Genomic DNA, 17,364 nt, shown 5'->3' with positions numbered 1-17,364 from the left:
TTAGCCGTAAGCGTAGAGTTTGTGGCTTTCTTAGAAACCGTGCAAAGGTCGTTGTCGACCTAGGCGCGGTTTTTTGTTGTTCTGTATTTTTTACTACGTTTCGATCCAGCTTACGGCGACGCCTGTGCCGATGATACCGAGCAAGCTAAGGCTGCCCCTAACGTTAACGGTAAGCGATGTGCCCGAAGGCAGGTTGAATCGATTCGGCAAGGCAAGGCGGAATGGCCCGGGATATACGGGATAGGACAGCAGCAAAGTGCCGCCTGTTATGCCGCTCGTTGAGGTGGCAGCTGTTGCAACGCTTGTCGTCGCGTTAGTCAAAAACAAATTGGCAGGAGTCGCTGCGGATGGAGTCGTAAGCGTACCGCCGCTGTAAGCAGTCATTTGGCCGTTGAAGCTGGAGAGCAGGCTCAGAGACACGTCGATGTATCCTCCTCTGCTCTCTATGATGACTGTTCTGCCGCTGGCAGACGGATTATTGATCCGCAGCGACACATCTATTGTTCCGCCTAATATCCCAAGCGATCCGCTGTTCGATCCTTGTACGGTAAAATGTCTAGCAGCTGCCGTGGCGCCAGTCCGAGGGGGCGCGGTTGTGCCCGGCTGTTCATAGGAATCGACTAATCGGCCATGGAGTTCGTCGTCAGAGCGATTGAGAGGATTGTTGTTCGGCATCTAATGTTCCCACCATGAAATATTCGAGCCTGCGCTGATCGCGCCTGGCCCAACGGACAATGTGATGGAGCGATTGGGCGGAACGATGATGCCGCCCGTGAATTCAATCGTGAACATTCCCGCTGCAAGCGGCGATGACATGAACAGCGTAGGCGTGCCTGTTACGCTGCCGGCTGTCGTTCTTGCCGATGCAATGCTCGTCAAGGCGCTGCCGAAGTAGCAATTGAACGGTATTGGCGTCGTCCCGCCGCTCACTGTTCCACCGGAATACAGATTAAGCGTGGCAGCGGCGCTCACGCCTCCCGATATACGGGAGATGTACAGATTTTTGCCGCTTAGGTTCGGATTCGTAATCTGAATGAGCTGATTCTGACCGGATGAGACGGCCAGCGTTGAGGTCGTAATCATATACAATCTTCCGCTGGTAGAGGCATCTCCTTCCGGCGGTGAGACGGAGGCAGGATCAACATAGGTATTGTTAATCATCATGTAAAGCGGATGGTTTTCGTTATTAAAGACGGCATTATTGGTCACGCGCGCACCTCCGTTTCTTTATTTGTAATAGAGAAGATTTGAGATCTTATCTATTAATATATGGCTTGTTCGCTAGATTCGATTGGGGAAATAACGAGAGAGACAAATATAGGTTCTTCCATCTTGTTGTAAACGCCGTTTCGGGTTAGTAGCAGGTGGCATACAGTATCGAAACATGGACAACGAGGGGGAGAGGAGGCGACGGTGGCTAAATCAAAACGGTGTGAAGGAGTGGGTTCCAAAAAATCCCGCAGCACACATAACGCGACAGGAGCATGCGGAAGAAAACAGAAGCGAGCAGGCCGCAAGAGGCGTTGTCCAGCGCCTGCTGGCGGAAAGTTCTGTGAGGTCGTATATCGCAATGTCGAGACGACGAATGAGTTCACGGCGCTTCCTAGTCAGGAGATGAGCAACAGAAGCCTGTATTCATATGCGATCGTCAACCGCGGCAGCAAGGGGGCGGTTGTGCAACTGGAGATAGGGCCGAACGACAGTGATTATCTCGTCGATATGGAAAGTGAAATTAACGGAGGTTCGATGGATATTATCGTTCCGTCTAAATTCATGCGCTTCGTAAGAGTGTCGGTGAGATCGCTTGATCCGGGATTGCCTACGAAGCTGACAGTCTATTATCAAGCGCAATAGCATGGGCCGTCTTCTCCCTCGTTGCCGGTCAAACTATAAGTCTCATGGTGTGGAAAGGGTGATAGCTAATGCCAAACTTCTCGTCGTTTAACCCGAATCCGGACAATTTACGGACACTCATATTCGGGAAGGACAATGCATCAACTGCAAGAGCGCTGTCCACGGATACAGACGGACATATCCTCAACATCATGCTGGACGGAACAATCAGCAACTTGATGGGGGTAACGATTACAGCCGGTACGATCAACTCCGTAATGGGCGCGACGATTACGGCGGGAACGCTGGACGCGGTGCTCGGCACTACGATTACAGCGGGAACGCTGGATGCTGTCCTTGGGACAACAATTACAGCAGGTACGTTGAACGCGGTGCTCGGCACGACGATTACGGCAGGAATGCTGGACGCGGTGCTCGGCACGACGATTACGGCAGGAACGCTGGACGCGGTGCTCGGTACTACGATTACAGCGGGAACGCTGGATGCTGTCCTTGGGACAACAATTACAGCAGGTACGTTGAACGCGGTGCTTGGCACAACAATTACAGCAGGTACGTTGAACGCGGTTCTTGGTACAACAATTACGGCGGGTACGTTGGGTGCAGTGATGGGTACGACGATCACGGCGGGATCGCTTAGCAGCGTCACTTCGATCTCACAGAAGAGCTTCCAAGAGACAGCCTACCTCGATCAGGTGACGGGCGATGCCTACACGGCTCTGCCAGCGGTTACGACGAGCGTATTCGGCAACTATTCTTTCTTCGTCTACAACAAAGGTCCGGGTACGAACAAAGTGGATGCGCGCGTTGAGATTAGCGCCAACGGTACGAATTGGTATGTGGATGTCGATACGGTTACGGGAATTGCGGTTGGATCGGTCGATGTATTGGTGCCGCAACGGTTTCTTAAATTTACGAGGCTTGCGCTTCGTTCCAGCACAGCGGCGAGTCCGACGACGGTGGATTCTTATTTTAACGGACAAGGCACTTAACTAGCTAGAATAAAAAAAGAAACAGGAGGGTGGCTCATGCTGCTCGGAGTACACATGATTGCCCGGAACGAGGCGGATGTGTTGAGGCGCTGCCTGCTTAGCGTGAAGAGCTTCGCGGACGAGATCGTTGTGGCCGATACGGGTTCGACGGACGATACGGCCGAGATCGCGAAGCAATGCGGGGCAAGGGTGCTGAGAGTCGAATGGCAGGATGATTTTGCAAAGGCGCGGAATGAGCTGCTGAAGCATGCAAGAACGGTATGGGTTCTTGTGCTGGATGCCGATGAATGGGCGATAGCGAATGAGAAGTCCGGCAAGATGCTCCGCGAAGAGCTGAAGCGGACGACGGAAGCTGCCCTTCGGCTGCCGATGCAGCATGAGCTGTCCGCAGGCGATGCTGTTGTTCCGAAGCTGACGAGCGATGCGGTCAGATTGTTCCGCGCGGATTACGGCTTCGTCTATTACGGCGAAATCCATGAACAGCTCGTCCGGATTGGCACAGGCGCGAGCGAAGGCCGCATGTACGATGTAGACGGGCCGCTCAGCACTAGCGGTATCATCATCGGCCATGACGGTTACGTGCCGGACACCATGACGCGCAAGTCGAAGGCGAAACGTAATTTACGGATCATTAAGGGGCAGCTGGCTAGGCGCCCGAATGATCCTTTTTGTCTATATAACTTTGGCGTGACACAGTGTCAATTGGGCCAGGCAGAGGCGGCCAGTCGAACGTTCCATCAGTCGCTTGATGCGGTGGAGCATGATGCGCCCTATCGGCCGACTCTTGTACGTGATTACGCGAAGACGCTTATAACATTGAACCGCATGGAAGCGGCGGAGGAGCTTTTGCAAAAGGAAACGGGAATATATAGCGATTATACCGATCTTTATTGGCTGCATGGAGTGGCGCTGCAAGCCCTCCAGCTGTTGCCCGAAGCGAAGGCAGCCTACGAAACAGCTATCGAGCTCGAGACGAGCATAAACAAGCGTGGCGCGGTGCCTGTCAGCTATATATCCGAGGCTGGGGCAAGCAGCTATCGCGCAAAGTGCGGTCTTGGCGATGTACTCGTTAAGCTTGGCCAATCGGAAAAAGCGCTGCATATGTATGAGGAAGCCTTGGACGATCGGCCGGACTGGCAGCCAGCGCTTAACGGTCTTGCTTATGCGATGCTTCTGCGCGGAGCGGGAGATACCCATATTCGCGACCAACTAGCGGTGTATACAGGGGAAGAGAGCGATAACGGCTTGAGGCAGCTTGCAAGAGCCATGTGCGAGATCGGTGCTTATCGGATCGCGATGCCCATCTGGAGAGAGCAATCGATTCAAGGGCGCAAAGGAAAAGGGCTATCGACGGATACTCGCTTAATAGCCGATGCGCTGATCGGGACAGGGCAATATGCGGAAGCAGCCAAGCTGCTTATGATGCACGTACAGCTTCTAGGCGGCGACGAGGCAGCGGGGCTGGATGCGGCTTTGTGCTGGTGGAACGAGGGATTGCCGTTGCCTCCTATTACTTTGGCGCGCATTGTTCAAGCTGCGGGAACGCAATGCAATCTCGCGCGTTTCAAGCAGATCGAGGTTGTGATGCTTGGCGCTCCTATTCGCGATGAATTTTGGCAAAGCTGGCTGAGCGGCTCAAAGGATAGCGTCTGCGAGGCGCAGTTGGTAAGAAGGGCGGTAGCGCATGGCATGCTGCGGCTGGCAGCCCGTTTGACGGCTGCGATGGAGAAGCTGGACATCATGTTCGAACAGGCGCTTTATGACGAGGGATATAACGAGGCGGCGGCCGAGCTGATGCTGAGACGTTTCGCAGCCAAAGGGGAGCTTGCCCGCGGCCATTGGCTCAGATTAGGCGAGCTGCTGTACAACAACTATTTGTTTAGCGAGGCGCTCGCCATGTTCGAGGGAGGCATTGCCGCCAAAGAGGAGCAAGCGCCGGCTGTGACTGCTCATGCTGCAGGTGCTAAGGTGGAAACGAAGCTGCGTATGGGTGCGGCGTCTTCGAGCTTGCAATTGGCGCTTGCAGCTGTGCGGTTGTCGGGTGATCCACTATTAAGCAGCCGGGGCTGGGACGGAAGCAGGTATGAGGATGACGGGGCGCGGTTGGCAGATGCGATCGCCAGATTGGAAGCGCTCGGTTGGCGGACGACTTGGAACGGAAGGCAAAGGAGGCGCGCGAATGGCGAAGCACCGGAAGCACATTTCCTTATGTATGATCGTTAGAAACGAAGAGCGTATGCTTCCATCATGCTTGCAGAGCGTATGGGGGATTGTGAACGAGATCATTGTGGTGGACACGGGTTCGACGGACCGAACGGTAGAGATAGCGGAATCGTTCGGCGCGATCGTCATACATGAGCAATGGGACAATGACTTCGCGAAAGCGCGCAATGCAGGCTTGGAGATCGCAACAGGCGAGTGGATCTTGTTCTTGGACGCGGATGAGCGGCTTGGAACGGGAGCGGGCGAGGAGCTGCTGAAGTATATGGATGAGCCGCGTGCCTGCGGTCTCTTTTTGCAAATATGGAATAAGGCTGATCGAAACGGGAATGAAAACGAGGACGAGATGGAGGGATCTGCCGGGGGGAGCGTACATCCTGTCCTTCGCATGTTCAAGAGTGATCCCGATATCCGGTTCGAGGGGCGGATTCATGAGCAGATAGCAGCTTCGATTCTGCGCCGCTGGCCGGATTCGGCTTTCTATATGACCGAAGTCAAAGTGTATCATTATGGATACCGGCAAGAGGTGATCGCTGAGAAGAACAAACAGCATCGCAATATGCGGCTGCTGGAGCTGGCCGTAGCGGAAGAGCCGGACAATTATTTTCACCGCTATAATATCGGGGTCGAGTATTTGCGTGCAGGCATGCCGGCCAAGGCTTTGGAGTCGTTTCGCGCCGCGCGGCAGCAGTCGGATTTCGAGAAGCTAAGTTATATGCATTTGGCCGTGAAATATGAGGTGCGCTCTTTGCTGGCGCTTCACCAGTATGCGGAGGCTGCGGAAGTTGCCGCCCAAGGCTCAAGGCTCGCTGATGACTATCCGGATTTGTATCATTATAGGGCGATCGCGCTGGCAGGCGCAGGGAGATTGCGTGAAGCTGTTCAAGCGGCGGAGCAAGCGCTCCACATCGGTGCTTCGCCAAGCCGCTACCATACGGAGGAGGGACTAGGGACGTACCGTACGGCTTATTTGCTTGGCCGGATGAAGGAGGAACAGCTCAATCGCACCGGCGTGTTGGAAGCTTACGTGTCCGCTTTGCGATTCAAGCCGCAGCTGCTCTCACCCTTGTACCGGCTGTGCAGTTATATACGGATTACGGGTGAGGAGCATCGTCTCTCCTCCTTGCTCGCTTCAAGAGTCATATGCAGCAGCGCGGCTGCCGTTATTAAACTCGCGGAAGTCATGCTGGAGAGCGGCTGCGACCAAGCGGCGCAGGAATGGGTAGGCTGGCATATCGGTCGGCTTGACGGCGCTCATCGTCAGCTGCTGGAACGCTGGCTGCGGGAGCTCGAGGAAGATTGGAACAATCTTGAATCTGACGCAAATGCCGATAAGGATGGAAGTGAAGCCGAGAATCCAAACGAGTCGGTAAGCGCAAGCGCGGGATTGACGCGAGAATATATGTACGAGATGTGCGATAGAGCGGACGCGCACTTAGAGCTTCTGCAGCAGCATGGGCTGGATGGGCGACGCGGAGGGGATAACAATGCTGAGGCTTCTTCCTATGCGCATGGCAAAGCCATTCGCTTGGCGCGTTTATCGATACCGATCTATGAGGGCTGGAACTGATGCATCAGGCCGGTTCTACAAAATTTAGTACTGCCGAATCCCTCTTTCAACCGCTAGGATGGAAGTAATCCGCAGCCGCAGAGCGAGCAAAGAGGGAGTGGTTTTTAGTGAAGCCATTGTATACGTTTGTCAGCATACTCCTATCCATTTTTACGTCTTCGTTTTTAAGTGCCTTGGTTATATCGCTATTGTTTTTTGAACTGCCAGCTGTATTTTTGGTCGTTATTTACTGCTTCGTAGGGACGGCATTATTAGGCGCTCCGCTGTCGTTTCTCATTCATATGATGGTCAAGTCGGAGCGGGTATACGCGATTTTCATTAAGTTGGTGCTGCATATTGTTGCAGCGGCGCTATTGGTTATGCTCTTCTCCATAGACGAAATGAACGGACAAAATATACTTTACAGCGGGACAATCCTTTTTCTCATAGCAGCCGTTATCAATGCCATCATCTACTTTGTCATCTATACGTGCATTAGGCGGTTCCTGTTCAAAGATCGGCAAGCTGCTCCGCAATTATAGCCGTCCATGCCGCTTCCCACTTGCCGTGGTCGAACGATAAAGCAGTCTGTCTCGCCATACGGCCCATTCGAAGCCGTTCCTCCTTATTGTCCAACAATGAACGAACCGCAGCCTCAAGCGAAGCGGAGCTTGGAGGCGTCTTGCGACCATTCAGCCCGTCGATCACAATATCGTTAAGCCCGCCTACATTGCTGGCGACGACAGGAAGGCCGCAGCTCATCGCTTCTAGGCATGCGAGCGACGTTCCTTCAGAATAAATGGTCGGTATGACGGCTATATCTGCGTTGACATAGGCGCTGCGTATATCATCGAAGTCGTATACCCGTTGTTCGATTCGAGCCTGATGAAGATGAGCATCACGCCAAAGCCGGAAGGCGGCCGCGACTGGTGTATTCTCTACGAGCTCGCCTGCGAACTCGATAATCACATGCGGGTAATCGCGAAGAATCGAATCGGCGAGCAGCATCATCGGGACGATGCCTCTCTCAAAGCTAAGGCGCCTTGGATAGAGGATACGGAGCATTTGTCCGCCGGCCTCATCCTTGTCGGCTGGAGGCGTGAACCAAGACGTATCCACCGAATTGGGCAATAGGGGGATACGTCTTGAATCTATAAATTCGCACACCGACCGGCAGTAGGTTAAAAATTGCGAGTCCACCGACACGACCACATCCAATTGCGAGACGGCGTTATTAATCACAGAGGCGAGCTCAAGCTTCGCTTGATGAGGCATTGCTTGCCGATCCCAGCTGATCCCGTGGCAGATGCCGATGCTTCCGGGACGGTAACGAATGGGCAGCCATATACAGCTCGCATAAATAATAAGTCCCTCGGCCGCGGCGGCCATCGTCTCGAAGGCAGCGCCTATCCGCTCCGTGTCATAAGTCCAGCCGCGAACGGGAATGCTCTCGTAGTCGGAGTCAAAGCTTCCGAAATAGGATAGCTGATAGACGATAGGCTGAAGACCCATCGCGGCAATGACGCGGCATAGGGAGAGAATATACCGCTCCAGTCCGCCGCCGAACGGCCTTGAAATATTTTGCGTATACCCGTCAAGAAAGCTGTGTGTCAATATCGTAACCGTTGTCTGCTTCAACCTATATCTACCTCCTCGCGCCAACGTATAAGATTCGGCTTCGGATCGAGTATCGATTCATAGTGCGCCAGGCTGCCCCATTTGCCATACGGGTCGTATTGCTTATAGCGCTCGTACTTCGCCTTGCGTTCCTCTTCGCTTCCCGCCCAGCCGAGATGCTTGACGCGAAGCTCGGTAGCGATACCTTGCAATGCTGCGCAGCTAAGAGGAAGCCGCGGGACGTGATGCTCCCATTGCGGATAGCTGTATGGATACCCCGGCATGTAACGGACAAGCGTCATGGAATGGCGTTTATGCAGATTCCACCATTCATCCTCGCGGTAATGCGTAAGCGAACCCCACATATCGAACATGCGAAAAGCAACCCAATCGTACCGATCCTGATCGATGAGGCTGCGGATTTGTTTTTTGGCACGCTGCTCGTAGATTTCATCGGCGTCGACGGAAAGCACCCAATCCGGCTCGGTATCGGCAGCTTCCTGCCACAGCCGCGACCGGAGTTTCCATTCCTGCTCGAAGAGAGGCTCTTCCAGCCGTACAAGCTTCTCCACCTTATCGAAGGAGCGGCAAATGTCATACGTATCGTCCGTACTGGCATCATCTACGATAACGATCCCGTCGACGAAGCTGGATAGCTCTCCGAGCACCGCTTCCAAATAGCGGCCTTGCTCGTTGCGCACCTGCATGATTGCAGTTAATTTATTGCCGTTCGTTCGGCGCCGCCAAATTCGACCTTCTCCCATCGTAGATTCACTCCCCTCTGCTCTCGGCTTCGGTTCTTGCTTCCGCTCCTGCTCCAGCAAGCATAAGGATGGCGTTATCCAGCTCGCTTAGCTCAAGGATGCTGCCAATCGCCTCGACCCGACTCTCCGCCGCCGCCAACCAAGCGTGAATCGCATCATGCCTGCGGCCTTGCAGCATCATTAGATAAGTCCCGTTCAGCAATTCATATTGCCGCTGCTCCTCGATCGAACGAATCGAAAGCTTCTCCATATGTTCCATGGCCGCTCCCAAACGCCCTATCTGGACATAAGCCTCAATAAGCAGATTACGGGCGACCGGTTCACTGCTTGCCTGCGGCTCCAATAGGTGCACAGCTTGCCGATAGTCGTCATTGAGCCGATAGAGCAATGCTTTGGCAAGCGTCTCTTTGCCTTCATGCAGCCAATCATCCATTAGATAAGCCTTCTGGCGATCTTCGTCCGACACGGCCGAGTAGCTATAGGATTGAATAGCAGACCACGTATCTCCTTGCTTGAGCTGAATCGCCGATAGGAAACGGTAGTAGTCTGTCAAAGCATCTTTATTGCCTTCCAATATGGCCAGCTGAAACGCTTGCAGAAGCTCTTCCTCCGACTTGCTAGGATCATCAGCCAAATAACGAAATACGGCATGAAAAAAAAGCTCACTCGCCTTGACGGGGTCACTGGCACTGTTTTCGAGCTTTGATTTAATCGATTTCGCATATCTCTCTGCAATGAATCGCTGCTGCAACCTAACGAGAGGTCTCGCCATGTAATTCCCGATTGTCCAGCTGAATGCTTGCCGCGCGAACAAATCGCTCACCTCGTCGCTTCCATCCAGCAAGAAAACATCTTCTCTTTGGAACGATTGCTCGAGGTAATAGAGCTCGTTATTGGTGATGATCAGATGTCCTGCTGCACATAGCAGCTTGCGGCATTTCGACAGTAATGCGCTCTCCGCTTCAATCGGGAAATGATCCAAGACGATAATCCGATGGGGGGAACATGCAAGGGCGGTGTGAAGCCAATACGGGTTCATGACGATCGTAACCGCTGTTCTCCAAGGAATCGTATGAAGCTGATGCAGCGGGATAAGGACAACATGAGCCGGATAATCGGCGGCTGTTCGGTCGGTAACGATATACGTTCGGTGCTGACTCGCATGGCCGAGCAGCAGTTGTTGATAAAGCGGGGAGAACTGCTGCCAATCACCGTCCGGAAAAATAACGAGAACAGAAGCCGTCAAGGTCGATTCACCATCCGTTCTTATGAGAGATGGGGCGTTCGAATTCCACTTCCGTACTTAGGCTTGATGTGTGCTTTATGAAAGGTATGCGCGAGCCGGGGAGGGAATGCAAATAGATTTATGTCAGCTTGGTCATCTCAGCCCCTATTTAGTCTGTCATTAGCGTCATTATAAGGTGCTAAATCGAGTGCTGCTTCCGTATGTGCGTCAATAGCGGCGTTTCGGGCTCTTAAACTCACCTATAGCTCGCATTTCCTCAAAAACGTCTCCATAGCGTCCCGAAATCAAACTAATCAGGGTTTGGATCTTAAGCTAACCTATTTAGTTTCCCAAAAGGCAACTATCGCTGAAGCGCGGTCGCATATTGATGAATTGCTTCGTCGAATAGGATTACCACATCGATAAAGCATTGACCGAATTACGTTAGCAATTCGAATCTTTATCGATTGGCATTAAAATCTACCTCTGAAACGCGGTCGCTCGTCTACTTATTAACTTCGATAGAGAGATTGGATTACCACATTGGCCAAAAGTGCTGTTTGATTTGCGTTAGCAATTCAAGGCTTGGTCAATTGGCAAGGCACACTACATTTGAAGCGCGGTCGCAAGACCTTTCCACATTGGAATAGTGAGGGTTCATCGGATGGAACGATGGAGCGGAACGTGATTCCATTTGGCAATCCCATCTACCTTTGAAGCGCGGTCGCACCTCTTCGATTTGCTGCGTTAATAGATGGGATTATAATTTCTCTGAAATTTGTGTATTATAGTAGGATATATATTCTCCGAGGGAAAGGTTGGTCGTGATGGAAAACGCAGTGGAATCGAAGTCATCATCCTCAAATTTTATTAAAAACATCGTAGTCGAAGATTTAAAGAGCGGCCGCGTACAGGAAATCGTCACACGCTTTCCCCCTGAGCCGAACGGCTATTTGCATATCGGACATGCGAAATCAATCTGTTTGAACTTCGAGCTTGCCGATGAATTCAAAGGCAAAACGAATCTTCGTTTCGACGATACGAATCCGCTTAAGGAAGACACGGAATACGTAGAATCGATTCAAGAGGATGTGCGTTGGCTGGGCTTCGAGTGGGACGAGCTTCGCTTTGCGTCGGACTACTTCGAGGAGCTGTACAATCGCGCAGTGCTTCTGATCAAAAAAGGAAAAGCTTACGTCTGCGAGCTGACAGCCGAGGAAATGCGCGAGTATCGCGGAACGCTGACCGAGCCGGGCAAGGAAAGCCCGTATCGCAGCCGCAGCGTAGAAGAGAATCTCGATCAGTTCGCGCGTATGCGCGCAGGCGAGTTCAAAGACGGCGAGAAAGTGCTTCGAGCCAAGATCGACATGGCTTCACCTAACATTACGCTTCGCGATCCTGTCTTGTACCGTATCGCGCACGCCCATCACCACCGTACGGGCGACGCTTGGTGCATCTACCCGATGTACGACTACGCGCATCCGATCAGCGATGCGATCGAAGGCATTACTCACTCCATCTGTACGCTAGAGTTCGAAGATCATCGTCCGCTCTATGATTGGGCGATTGCCGAATGCGAGATGGAAGCGACGCCCCATCAATACGAGTTCGCTCGTCTGAACGTGACGAACACCGTAATGAGCAAGCGTAAGCTGAAGCAACTGGTAGACGAAGGTGTCGTTGTCGGCTGGGACGATCCGCGCATGCCGACGATCAGCGGACTTCGCCGCAAAGGCTATACCCCGGAATCGCTTCGGGCGTTCTGCCGCGAGATTGGCGTGGCGAAGAGCAACAGCATTGTCGATGAGCGCAATCTGGAGCACTTCATCCGTGAAGACCTGAAGCTCAAGGCGCTTCGTACGATGGCGGTCCTTAAGCCGCTTAAAGTCGTTATCACGAATTACCCGGAAGGGCAAACGGAGCTGCTGACGGCAGAGAACAACAGTGAGAATGAAGCGATGGGCGAACGCCAAATTCCGTTCTCCCGCGAAATTTATATTGAGCAAGACGATTTTATGGAAAATCCGCCGAGCAAATACTTCCGTCTGTTCCCTGGCAACGAAGTGCGTCTCAAGCACGCGTACTTCATTACATGCCAAGAGGCGATCAAGGACGCTGACGGCAATGTAATCGAGCTTCGCTGCACGTATGATCCGCGCACGAAGAGCGGTTCCGGCTTCAATGAGCGCAAGGTGAAGGGTACCATTCACTGGGTGGAGGCGTCACAAGCGGTTGCAGCCGATTTCCGCCTCTATGAGCCGCTTATTACGAACGAAGCCGAAGAGGAAGGAAAGCCGTTCCTCGAATGTATCAATCCGAATTCGCTTGAAGTGCTGCAAGGCTTTGTTGAGCCGAATATGAAGGATGCGACGGGCGGCGATAAGTTCCAGTTTTTCCGCCACGGCTATTTCAATGTCGATCCGAAGGACACGACGCCGGAGAAGCTGGCCTTCAACCGTATCGTTTCCTTGAAAAGCTCCTTCGACCCGACTAAAGCTTAATACGACACATTGCAGCCTGCCGAGCATATTTGCGAAGCAGGCTGTGTTATTTTCCGGAGGGAGAAGGTCTATGACCGATCAAGCTCAACAGCAGCAGTCTTTGCATGGCCTCATTCTTGCTGGCGGCCAAAGCTCGAGGATGGGGACGGATAAGGCGCTCCTGCCAATCAACGGGAAGCCGTTGCTCTATCTTCTCGTTAAGCAGCTAGCCGCACTCGGGATGAAAGTGACGGTTGCGGCAGGCTCGCCTGATCGGGAGCAATCATACCAAGCCGCATTGGCCGAGCTCGGCCCGCAAACAAGCTTTGCGTACGACCGTTACCCAGGCTGCGGTCCGCTCTCGGGTCTGCATGCCGGGCTGGCAACCATCGATACAGGCTGGGTGTTCGTCGTTGCATGCGATATGCCGACAATCTCATTGCCGCTGCTGGAGAAACTGCGAGACAGGCTTCGGTCATTCGGCGAGGGAGCGGGTGTAATACACGCCTCGGGTCAGCCGATGCATGCACTTTATGAAGCAAGCCTGCATGCACAAGTAGAAGAGGCTCTACAGCGCGGCGATTACCGGTTCATGCGCCTGCTTGCGGCATTGCCAAGGATTGAAGTCACGCCGACGATAGAAGAAGCGTCGATCGCTTTCACGAATATGAATACGCCGGAGGCATACGCGCGTTATATCTCCGAGCTAGAGGAGCGACCTTCTTGCTGAAGTCTACTGATTTCAAAGCATTATCGATTGGCGTACTCATCTATATTTTCTCCACCATTGCGCTAAGCCTGCTTCTTGCAAGCTTAATCGCCACTATCTTCATCAACCTGACAGATCAATTGGAATGGGTATCCGCGTTTCTAATCAATTCAATCTCTATCCTATGCGCAGGCTATTACGCGTATAAGCTGACACGTCCTGGCTTGCGAGATCATAGCTTGCTGCTTGGCATTATTATTTTCATTTACCTTGCAATCGGGACGGTCTCCCAGTTATTCGATCCTGAAGGGGAGCCATTTTGGCTTAATATGACGTACGATTGCTCTACGCTGCTTCTTGCCTACTTAGGTGGAAGACTTGCGAGGCGCGGCCTTTCAAGAAAAGCAGCGACAAATAACATCACGGGATAACATGTACGAGGTGAACACAATGAAAAGCTTTCAATACGAAATAGTCGATGCGCAGCCCGGCGACCTGCCGCGTATCGTCGAGATTTATAACTCTACCGTCGCGAGCCGGATGGTTACGGCTGATCTGGAGGAGGCAACCGTCCAGAGCAAGCAGAAGTGGTTCGACGACCATTCGCCGGAGTCGCGGCCGATGTGGGTGCTTCTAATAGATGGACAACTCGCAGCATGGTTCAGCTTCCAATCGTTTTATGGCAGACCCGCCTACCAGGCAACGGCAGAAATCAGCATCTATATTGCGGAAGAATACCGCTCGATGGGAATAGGCTCGATATTGCTTGCCAAAGCGATAGAAGAGAGCCCGCGCCTCGGCATCCGCACGCTGCTTGGATTCGTATTCGGACATAATGAACCGAGTTTGTCCTTGCTGCGTAAGTTCGGCTTCGCTGAGTGGGGATTGCTTCCCAAGGTGGCTGAACTGGACGGGATCGAGCGTGATCTTGCGATTATGGGGAGAAGAATATGAAGCGTAAATTAGTCATTAGCGATATTCATGGCTGCCACGGGCCATTGAATGAGCTGCTCGCGCTTATGAGCTACAAGCCGGGCAAGGATCAATTGCTGCTGCTTGGCGATTTTGTCGATCGGGGTCCGAACAGCCGGGAAGTCGTGGAGCAGGTCATCAAGCTGGTGAAGGATGACGGCGCGATCGCAATCAAGGGCAACCACGACGAGCGTTTCGTTGATGTGGTGCTGGAGAGAAGCGAGCAGGCGTTATATAAATTCACGGGTCATGGCGGACGCCAAACGGCGGAAAGCTACGCAGAAGGCGGCCATTCTTCCTTGGATAAGCTGCTGTCCCAAATGAAAGCGACCGTGAAGCAATCTTATACGCATCATCTTGATTTCCTAGACAACTTGCCGCTCTACCACGAGGATGAGCATTTCATCTACGTTCATGCGGGATTGAACCCGGCCTTCGACAATTGGAAGGAGCAGCCGGAGCGTGACTTTCTCTACATTAAAGAGCCGTTCATCAAGCAACCGACGCGTGTCGGCAAGACGGTTGTTTTCGGCCATACGAAGACGAGGGATATTCACGGCAAGTCTGACATTTGGTTCGGCGACGGAAAGATCGGTATTGACGGCGGCTGCTCGAACGGTTATCAGCTGAATGGTCTCGAGATTCGGGGCAGAAATGATTTTAGAACCTATATGGTGCGAGGCAAACCGAAAAATAACACGGCTGCGAGGTGATCCGAAGCAACGTGTACAAGAAGGCTTACAGCAAAAGCATCCTATTTAACCTGATGCTAACGGTTGCCGCACTTATCTATGTTTTTATTATGTTACATTTATTGCTTTATCGCGATCGGTTTTACGGAGCTGGCTATTCATACAATATCGTTCCGCTCCATACGATCAAAAATTATATTTATTACCGCAATCATATGAATTGGAACATTTGGTTCACGAATATATTCGGCAATATCGTATTATTCATTCCTATCGGCATCTTTGCCCCGCTCTTGCGCGTCAAATATCGGAATCCGATTAGACTTGCCGCCTTCACGATTGCATGGATTGCGATCATCGAGCTTATTCAAATGCTTACGCATGTGGGCAGCTTCGATGTCGACGACATTATTTTAAATACGGTTGGCGCGCTGCTCGGGCTGATCTTTACGCACATTATGCTTTTTGTTTACAAAAAAAGGTGAATAAAGAAGCCGGCGAGGGAATGCCTCGCCGGCCGGACTGTAATCTGCGTTATCGACCTCGACCTACGCAAGCTTGAATATATTAATCGATTCATTCATTTGCTCCGCCAGGGCAGCCAGCGACTGGGAAGTCGCTGCGGTCTCTTCGGATGAAGCGGCTGTCTGCTGCGACGCAGCTGATATTTCCTGTACCGAACGGAATACGGTGGAAGACTGAGCGACTTGCTCTTCGCAAGCTGCGGCAATGTTCGTGACGCGCGAGGAAGATTCATTGACCATATGTATGATGTTGTCGAACGCTTGTCCGATCTGCTTGGATTGCTGCATCGCTTCGGAGACGGAGCGTACGCTTTCGACCGTATTGCTCTGCATCCCTTTGATGATAACCGTTATTTGCTTCGTGGCGTCGCTGCTGCGCTCAGCCAGCTTGCGTACCTCGTTCGCAACGACAGCGAAGCCGCGTCCTTGATCGCCGGCCCGCGCCGCTTCGATAGCAGCGTTAAGCGCGAGCAGATTCGTCTGGCTCGATATGTCCTCGATAACGGAGATGATGTCGCCGATCTTGCCGGAATCTTGCTCTAGCGCCGACATCTTCGTATTCACGACATTCATGCCTTCGATCGATTCGATGACGACGTTGCCGCCTTGCGTAGCGATAGCCGACGTTTTCTCTGACAGCTCTGCCGCTTCTTCCGCCGATGCCGCTACGTCATGAATGGAGTTGGACAGCTCCATGAACAGCTCATTAACGGTCTGCGTCGACTGCGACTGCGAAATGCTTGTGCTGGCCATCTGCTGCATGCTGGCCGAGATTTGTTCGGAAGCGGCTGCGACGCTTTGCGACGAGATAACGGTGCTGCCAAGCAAATCCCGCAGCCGTTCAACCATATGATTGACGGATGCTGACAGCCGCCCGACTTCGTCCTTAGAGCGAATAGCTAATACATCCCCGCGAAGATCGCCCTCGGATATCATTCGGATCCGTGTTGCAATCTTAAGGACAGGCCCAACGATCATGCCGGACATCATAATAGCGAGCAGAATGCCGAGCACAATGGCGACAGCGGCGATGATGATGATTATAAGCTCCAGCGTCTTGCCGTGGCGCAGGACGGATTGGCTTGCCTCTTGCGTCTGTAATTCCCGTTTGGCAGCGAGCTCGTCAAAGCCTGTGCTGAGTTCTCTTCCGATAGGTGTTACCGTGTCTTGCAATATTTGCATCGCGAGCTCATCGTTGCCTGATTCGATAGCTGGGAATAGCGTTGTTTCAATGTTCTCGCGCCAGGATTTGCTTTGTTCAATCAAGCTTTCCACTTCGTCGGAATGAGCGGTGGACAGTATATACGCCTGTACTTCCTTGCTTTCTTCCGTGGAGGCTAGAAAACGGGTTTTGTAATCCTCTTCATGAAAGAGTAGGTAACCGCGAACCAAAGCGATTCGTTCTTGAACGTTCTTGCTAAGCTTCTCGTCATAGCTAAGCAGCTTCACATCATGCTCGATCGTCGTCTCCACCTTGGTTACGAACTGCTCTACGTTCACATAGCAGACGATCACGATAGCAACGATCATAACAAGTAATACCCCGAATCCCGTAAATAGCTTTAGACGCAATGATTTCATTTTTCCCACTCCCGCGCATCATTTTGTTTTCTCTCTCTTTTAACAAAGCGTGAACCATACTGCACTTGCGGAAAAACGATCGGAATACTTTTTCCTAATCGCGATGGATTTATTATATATGGGGGAAATATTGTTGTATATAGCAAATTTATTGTGTTTTGCTACTGGTTTATGAGGAAATTATC

The 17,364-nt window shown here is 52.3% G+C and carries 17 protein-coding genes; 11 read left to right on the top strand and 6 right to left on the bottom strand.

Translation table 11 applies throughout. The annotated features are described in order from the left end of the window. Nucleotides 1-93 precede the first annotated feature (93 nt). Both AC0YN0_RS19170 and AC0YN0_RS19165 read right to left on the bottom strand, forming a co-directional pair. Nucleotides 94-675, bottom strand: a complete 582-nt coding sequence (locus AC0YN0_RS19170) for a hypothetical protein (RefSeq protein WP_475822680.1) — start codon at nucleotides 673-675, stop codon at nucleotides 94-96. Then, complete coding sequence (locus tag AC0YN0_RS19165; RefSeq protein ID WP_475822679.1) at nucleotides 676-1,209, bottom strand: hypothetical protein; 534 nt, start codon at nucleotides 1,207-1,209, stop codon at nucleotides 676-678. It abuts the gene before it with no gap. A gap of 204 nt (nucleotides 1,210-1,413) precedes the next feature. Between AC0YN0_RS19165 and AC0YN0_RS19160 the strand changes: the two genes are divergently transcribed. From AC0YN0_RS19160 to AC0YN0_RS19140, 5 genes are all read left to right on the top strand, one after another. Beyond that, nucleotides 1,414-1,854 carry a DUF6385 domain-containing protein gene (locus tag AC0YN0_RS19160; RefSeq protein WP_475822678.1) on the top strand — a complete coding sequence of 147 codons (441 nt, stop codon included), beginning with the start codon at nucleotides 1,414-1,416 and terminating at the stop codon, nucleotides 1,852-1,854. 68 nt (nucleotides 1,855-1,922) lie between these two features. Next, the gene (locus AC0YN0_RS19155; protein ID WP_475822677.1) at nucleotides 1,923-2,846 is read left to right on the top strand and encodes a DUF6385 domain-containing protein; all 924 of its coding nucleotides are present in this window, start codon (nucleotides 1,923-1,925) and stop codon (nucleotides 2,844-2,846) included. Nucleotides 2,847-2,882: 36 nt separating this feature from the next. Then, complete coding sequence (locus AC0YN0_RS19150) at nucleotides 2,883-5,069, top strand: glycosyltransferase family 2 protein (protein ID WP_475822676.1); 2,187 nt, start codon at nucleotides 2,883-2,885, stop codon at nucleotides 5,067-5,069. Next, nucleotides 5,026-6,636, top strand: a complete 1,611-nt coding sequence (locus tag AC0YN0_RS19145) for a glycosyltransferase family 2 protein (protein ID WP_475822675.1) — start codon at nucleotides 5,026-5,028, stop codon at nucleotides 6,634-6,636. Before AC0YN0_RS19150 ends, AC0YN0_RS19145 begins: the two co-directional genes overlap by 44 nt. A 107-nt stretch (nucleotides 6,637-6,743) precedes the next feature. Beyond that, a complete protein-coding gene (locus AC0YN0_RS19140) occupies nucleotides 6,744-7,157 on the top strand; it encodes a hypothetical protein (RefSeq protein ID WP_475822674.1) in 414 nt (137 codons plus the stop codon). On the opposite strand, the gene AC0YN0_RS19135 is transcribed toward AC0YN0_RS19140, so the two are convergent. Genes AC0YN0_RS19135 through AC0YN0_RS19125 form a run of 3 tightly spaced genes read right to left on the bottom strand, consistent with a single transcriptional unit; the run spans nucleotide 7,126 to nucleotide 10,242 of the window. Beyond that, nucleotides 7,126-8,253, bottom strand: a complete 1,128-nt coding sequence (locus tag AC0YN0_RS19135; protein ID WP_475822673.1) for a glycosyltransferase family 4 protein — start codon at nucleotides 8,251-8,253, stop codon at nucleotides 7,126-7,128. The genes AC0YN0_RS19140 and AC0YN0_RS19135 overlap by 32 nt on opposite strands. Then, nucleotides 8,250-8,996, bottom strand: a complete 747-nt coding sequence (locus tag AC0YN0_RS19130) for a glycosyltransferase family 2 protein (RefSeq protein WP_475822672.1) — start codon at nucleotides 8,994-8,996, stop codon at nucleotides 8,250-8,252. The genes AC0YN0_RS19135 and AC0YN0_RS19130 overlap by 4 nt, the downstream gene beginning before the upstream one ends. 7 nt (nucleotides 8,997-9,003) lie before the next feature. Continuing rightward, complete coding sequence (locus AC0YN0_RS19125; RefSeq protein WP_475822671.1) at nucleotides 9,004-10,242, bottom strand: tetratricopeptide repeat protein; 1,239 nt, start codon at nucleotides 10,240-10,242, stop codon at nucleotides 9,004-9,006. 806 nt (nucleotides 10,243-11,048) lie between these two features. On the opposite strand from AC0YN0_RS19125, the gene AC0YN0_RS19120 reads away from it, so the two are divergent. The 6 genes from AC0YN0_RS19120 (at nucleotide 11,049) to AC0YN0_RS19095 (ending at nucleotide 15,559) form a co-directional block, all read left to right on the top strand. Further along, nucleotides 11,049-12,722 carry a glutamine--tRNA ligase/YqeY domain fusion protein gene (locus AC0YN0_RS19120; RefSeq protein WP_475822670.1) on the top strand — a complete coding sequence of 558 codons (1,674 nt, stop codon included), beginning with the start codon at nucleotides 11,049-11,051 and terminating at the stop codon, nucleotides 12,720-12,722. Nucleotides 12,723-12,792: 70 nt separating this feature from the next. Then, nucleotides 12,793-13,431, top strand: a complete 639-nt coding sequence (gene mobA, locus AC0YN0_RS19115; RefSeq protein WP_475822669.1) for a molybdenum cofactor guanylyltransferase — start codon at nucleotides 12,793-12,795, stop codon at nucleotides 13,429-13,431. Further along, nucleotides 13,425-13,841, top strand: a complete 417-nt coding sequence (locus AC0YN0_RS19110; protein ID WP_475822668.1) for a hypothetical protein — start codon at nucleotides 13,425-13,427, stop codon at nucleotides 13,839-13,841. The genes mobA and AC0YN0_RS19110 overlap by 7 nt, the downstream gene beginning before the upstream one ends. Nucleotides 13,842-13,860: 19 nt before the next feature. Beyond that, nucleotides 13,861-14,364, top strand: a complete 504-nt coding sequence (locus tag AC0YN0_RS19105; RefSeq protein WP_475822667.1) for an N-acetyltransferase family protein — start codon at nucleotides 13,861-13,863, stop codon at nucleotides 14,362-14,364. Continuing rightward, complete coding sequence (locus tag AC0YN0_RS19100; protein ID WP_475822666.1) at nucleotides 14,361-15,095, top strand: metallophosphoesterase family protein; 735 nt, start codon at nucleotides 14,361-14,363, stop codon at nucleotides 15,093-15,095. The genes AC0YN0_RS19105 and AC0YN0_RS19100 overlap by 4 nt, the downstream gene beginning before the upstream one ends. An 11-nt stretch (nucleotides 15,096-15,106) precedes the next feature. Continuing rightward, nucleotides 15,107-15,559: a VanZ family protein gene (locus AC0YN0_RS19095; RefSeq protein ID WP_475822665.1), complete on the top strand. Its 453-nt coding sequence runs from the start codon at nucleotides 15,107-15,109 to the stop codon at nucleotides 15,557-15,559. Between the two features lie 63 nt (nucleotides 15,560-15,622). On the opposite strand, the gene AC0YN0_RS19090 is transcribed toward AC0YN0_RS19095, so the two are convergent. Beyond that, nucleotides 15,623-17,179, bottom strand: a complete 1,557-nt coding sequence (locus AC0YN0_RS19090; RefSeq protein WP_475822664.1) for a methyl-accepting chemotaxis protein — start codon at nucleotides 17,177-17,179, stop codon at nucleotides 15,623-15,625. Nucleotides 17,180-17,364 lie beyond the last annotated feature (185 nt).

The sequence above is a fragment of the Paenibacillus sp. J22P218 genome, from assembly GCF_056269195.1.
The sequence above is the reverse complement of the archived record's forward strand: the minus strand, read 5'-3'. Positions and strand labels throughout refer to the sequence as shown.

Coding starts and splice junctions, on each gene's coding strand:
- AC0YN0_RS19120 (WP_475822670.1), top strand. CDS start 11,049: ATGGAAAACGCAGTGGAATCGAAGTCATCATCCTCAAATTTTATTAAA.
- AC0YN0_RS19155 (WP_475822677.1), top strand. CDS start 1,923: ATGCCAAACTTCTCGTCGTTTAACCCGAATCCGGACAATTTACGGACA.
- mobA (WP_475822669.1), top strand. CDS start 12,793: ATGACCGATCAAGCTCAACAGCAGCAGTCTTTGCATGGCCTCATTCTT.
- AC0YN0_RS19150 (WP_475822676.1), top strand. CDS start 2,883: ATGCTGCTCGGAGTACACATGATTGCCCGGAACGAGGCGGATGTGTTG.
- AC0YN0_RS19170 (WP_475822680.1), bottom strand. CDS start 675: ATGCCGAACAACAATCCTCTCAATCGCTCTGACGACGAACTCCATGGC.
- AC0YN0_RS19105 (WP_475822667.1), top strand. CDS start 13,861: ATGAAAAGCTTTCAATACGAAATAGTCGATGCGCAGCCCGGCGACCTG.
- AC0YN0_RS19100 (WP_475822666.1), top strand. CDS start 14,361: ATGAAGCGTAAATTAGTCATTAGCGATATTCATGGCTGCCACGGGCCA.
- AC0YN0_RS19145 (WP_475822675.1), top strand. CDS start 5,026: ATGGCGAAGCACCGGAAGCACATTTCCTTATGTATGATCGTTAGAAAC.
- AC0YN0_RS19090 (WP_475822664.1), bottom strand. CDS start 17,179: ATGAAATCATTGCGTCTAAAGCTATTTACGGGATTCGGGGTATTACTT.
- AC0YN0_RS19130 (WP_475822672.1), bottom strand. CDS start 8,996: ATGGGAGAAGGTCGAATTTGGCGGCGCCGAACGAACGGCAATAAATTA.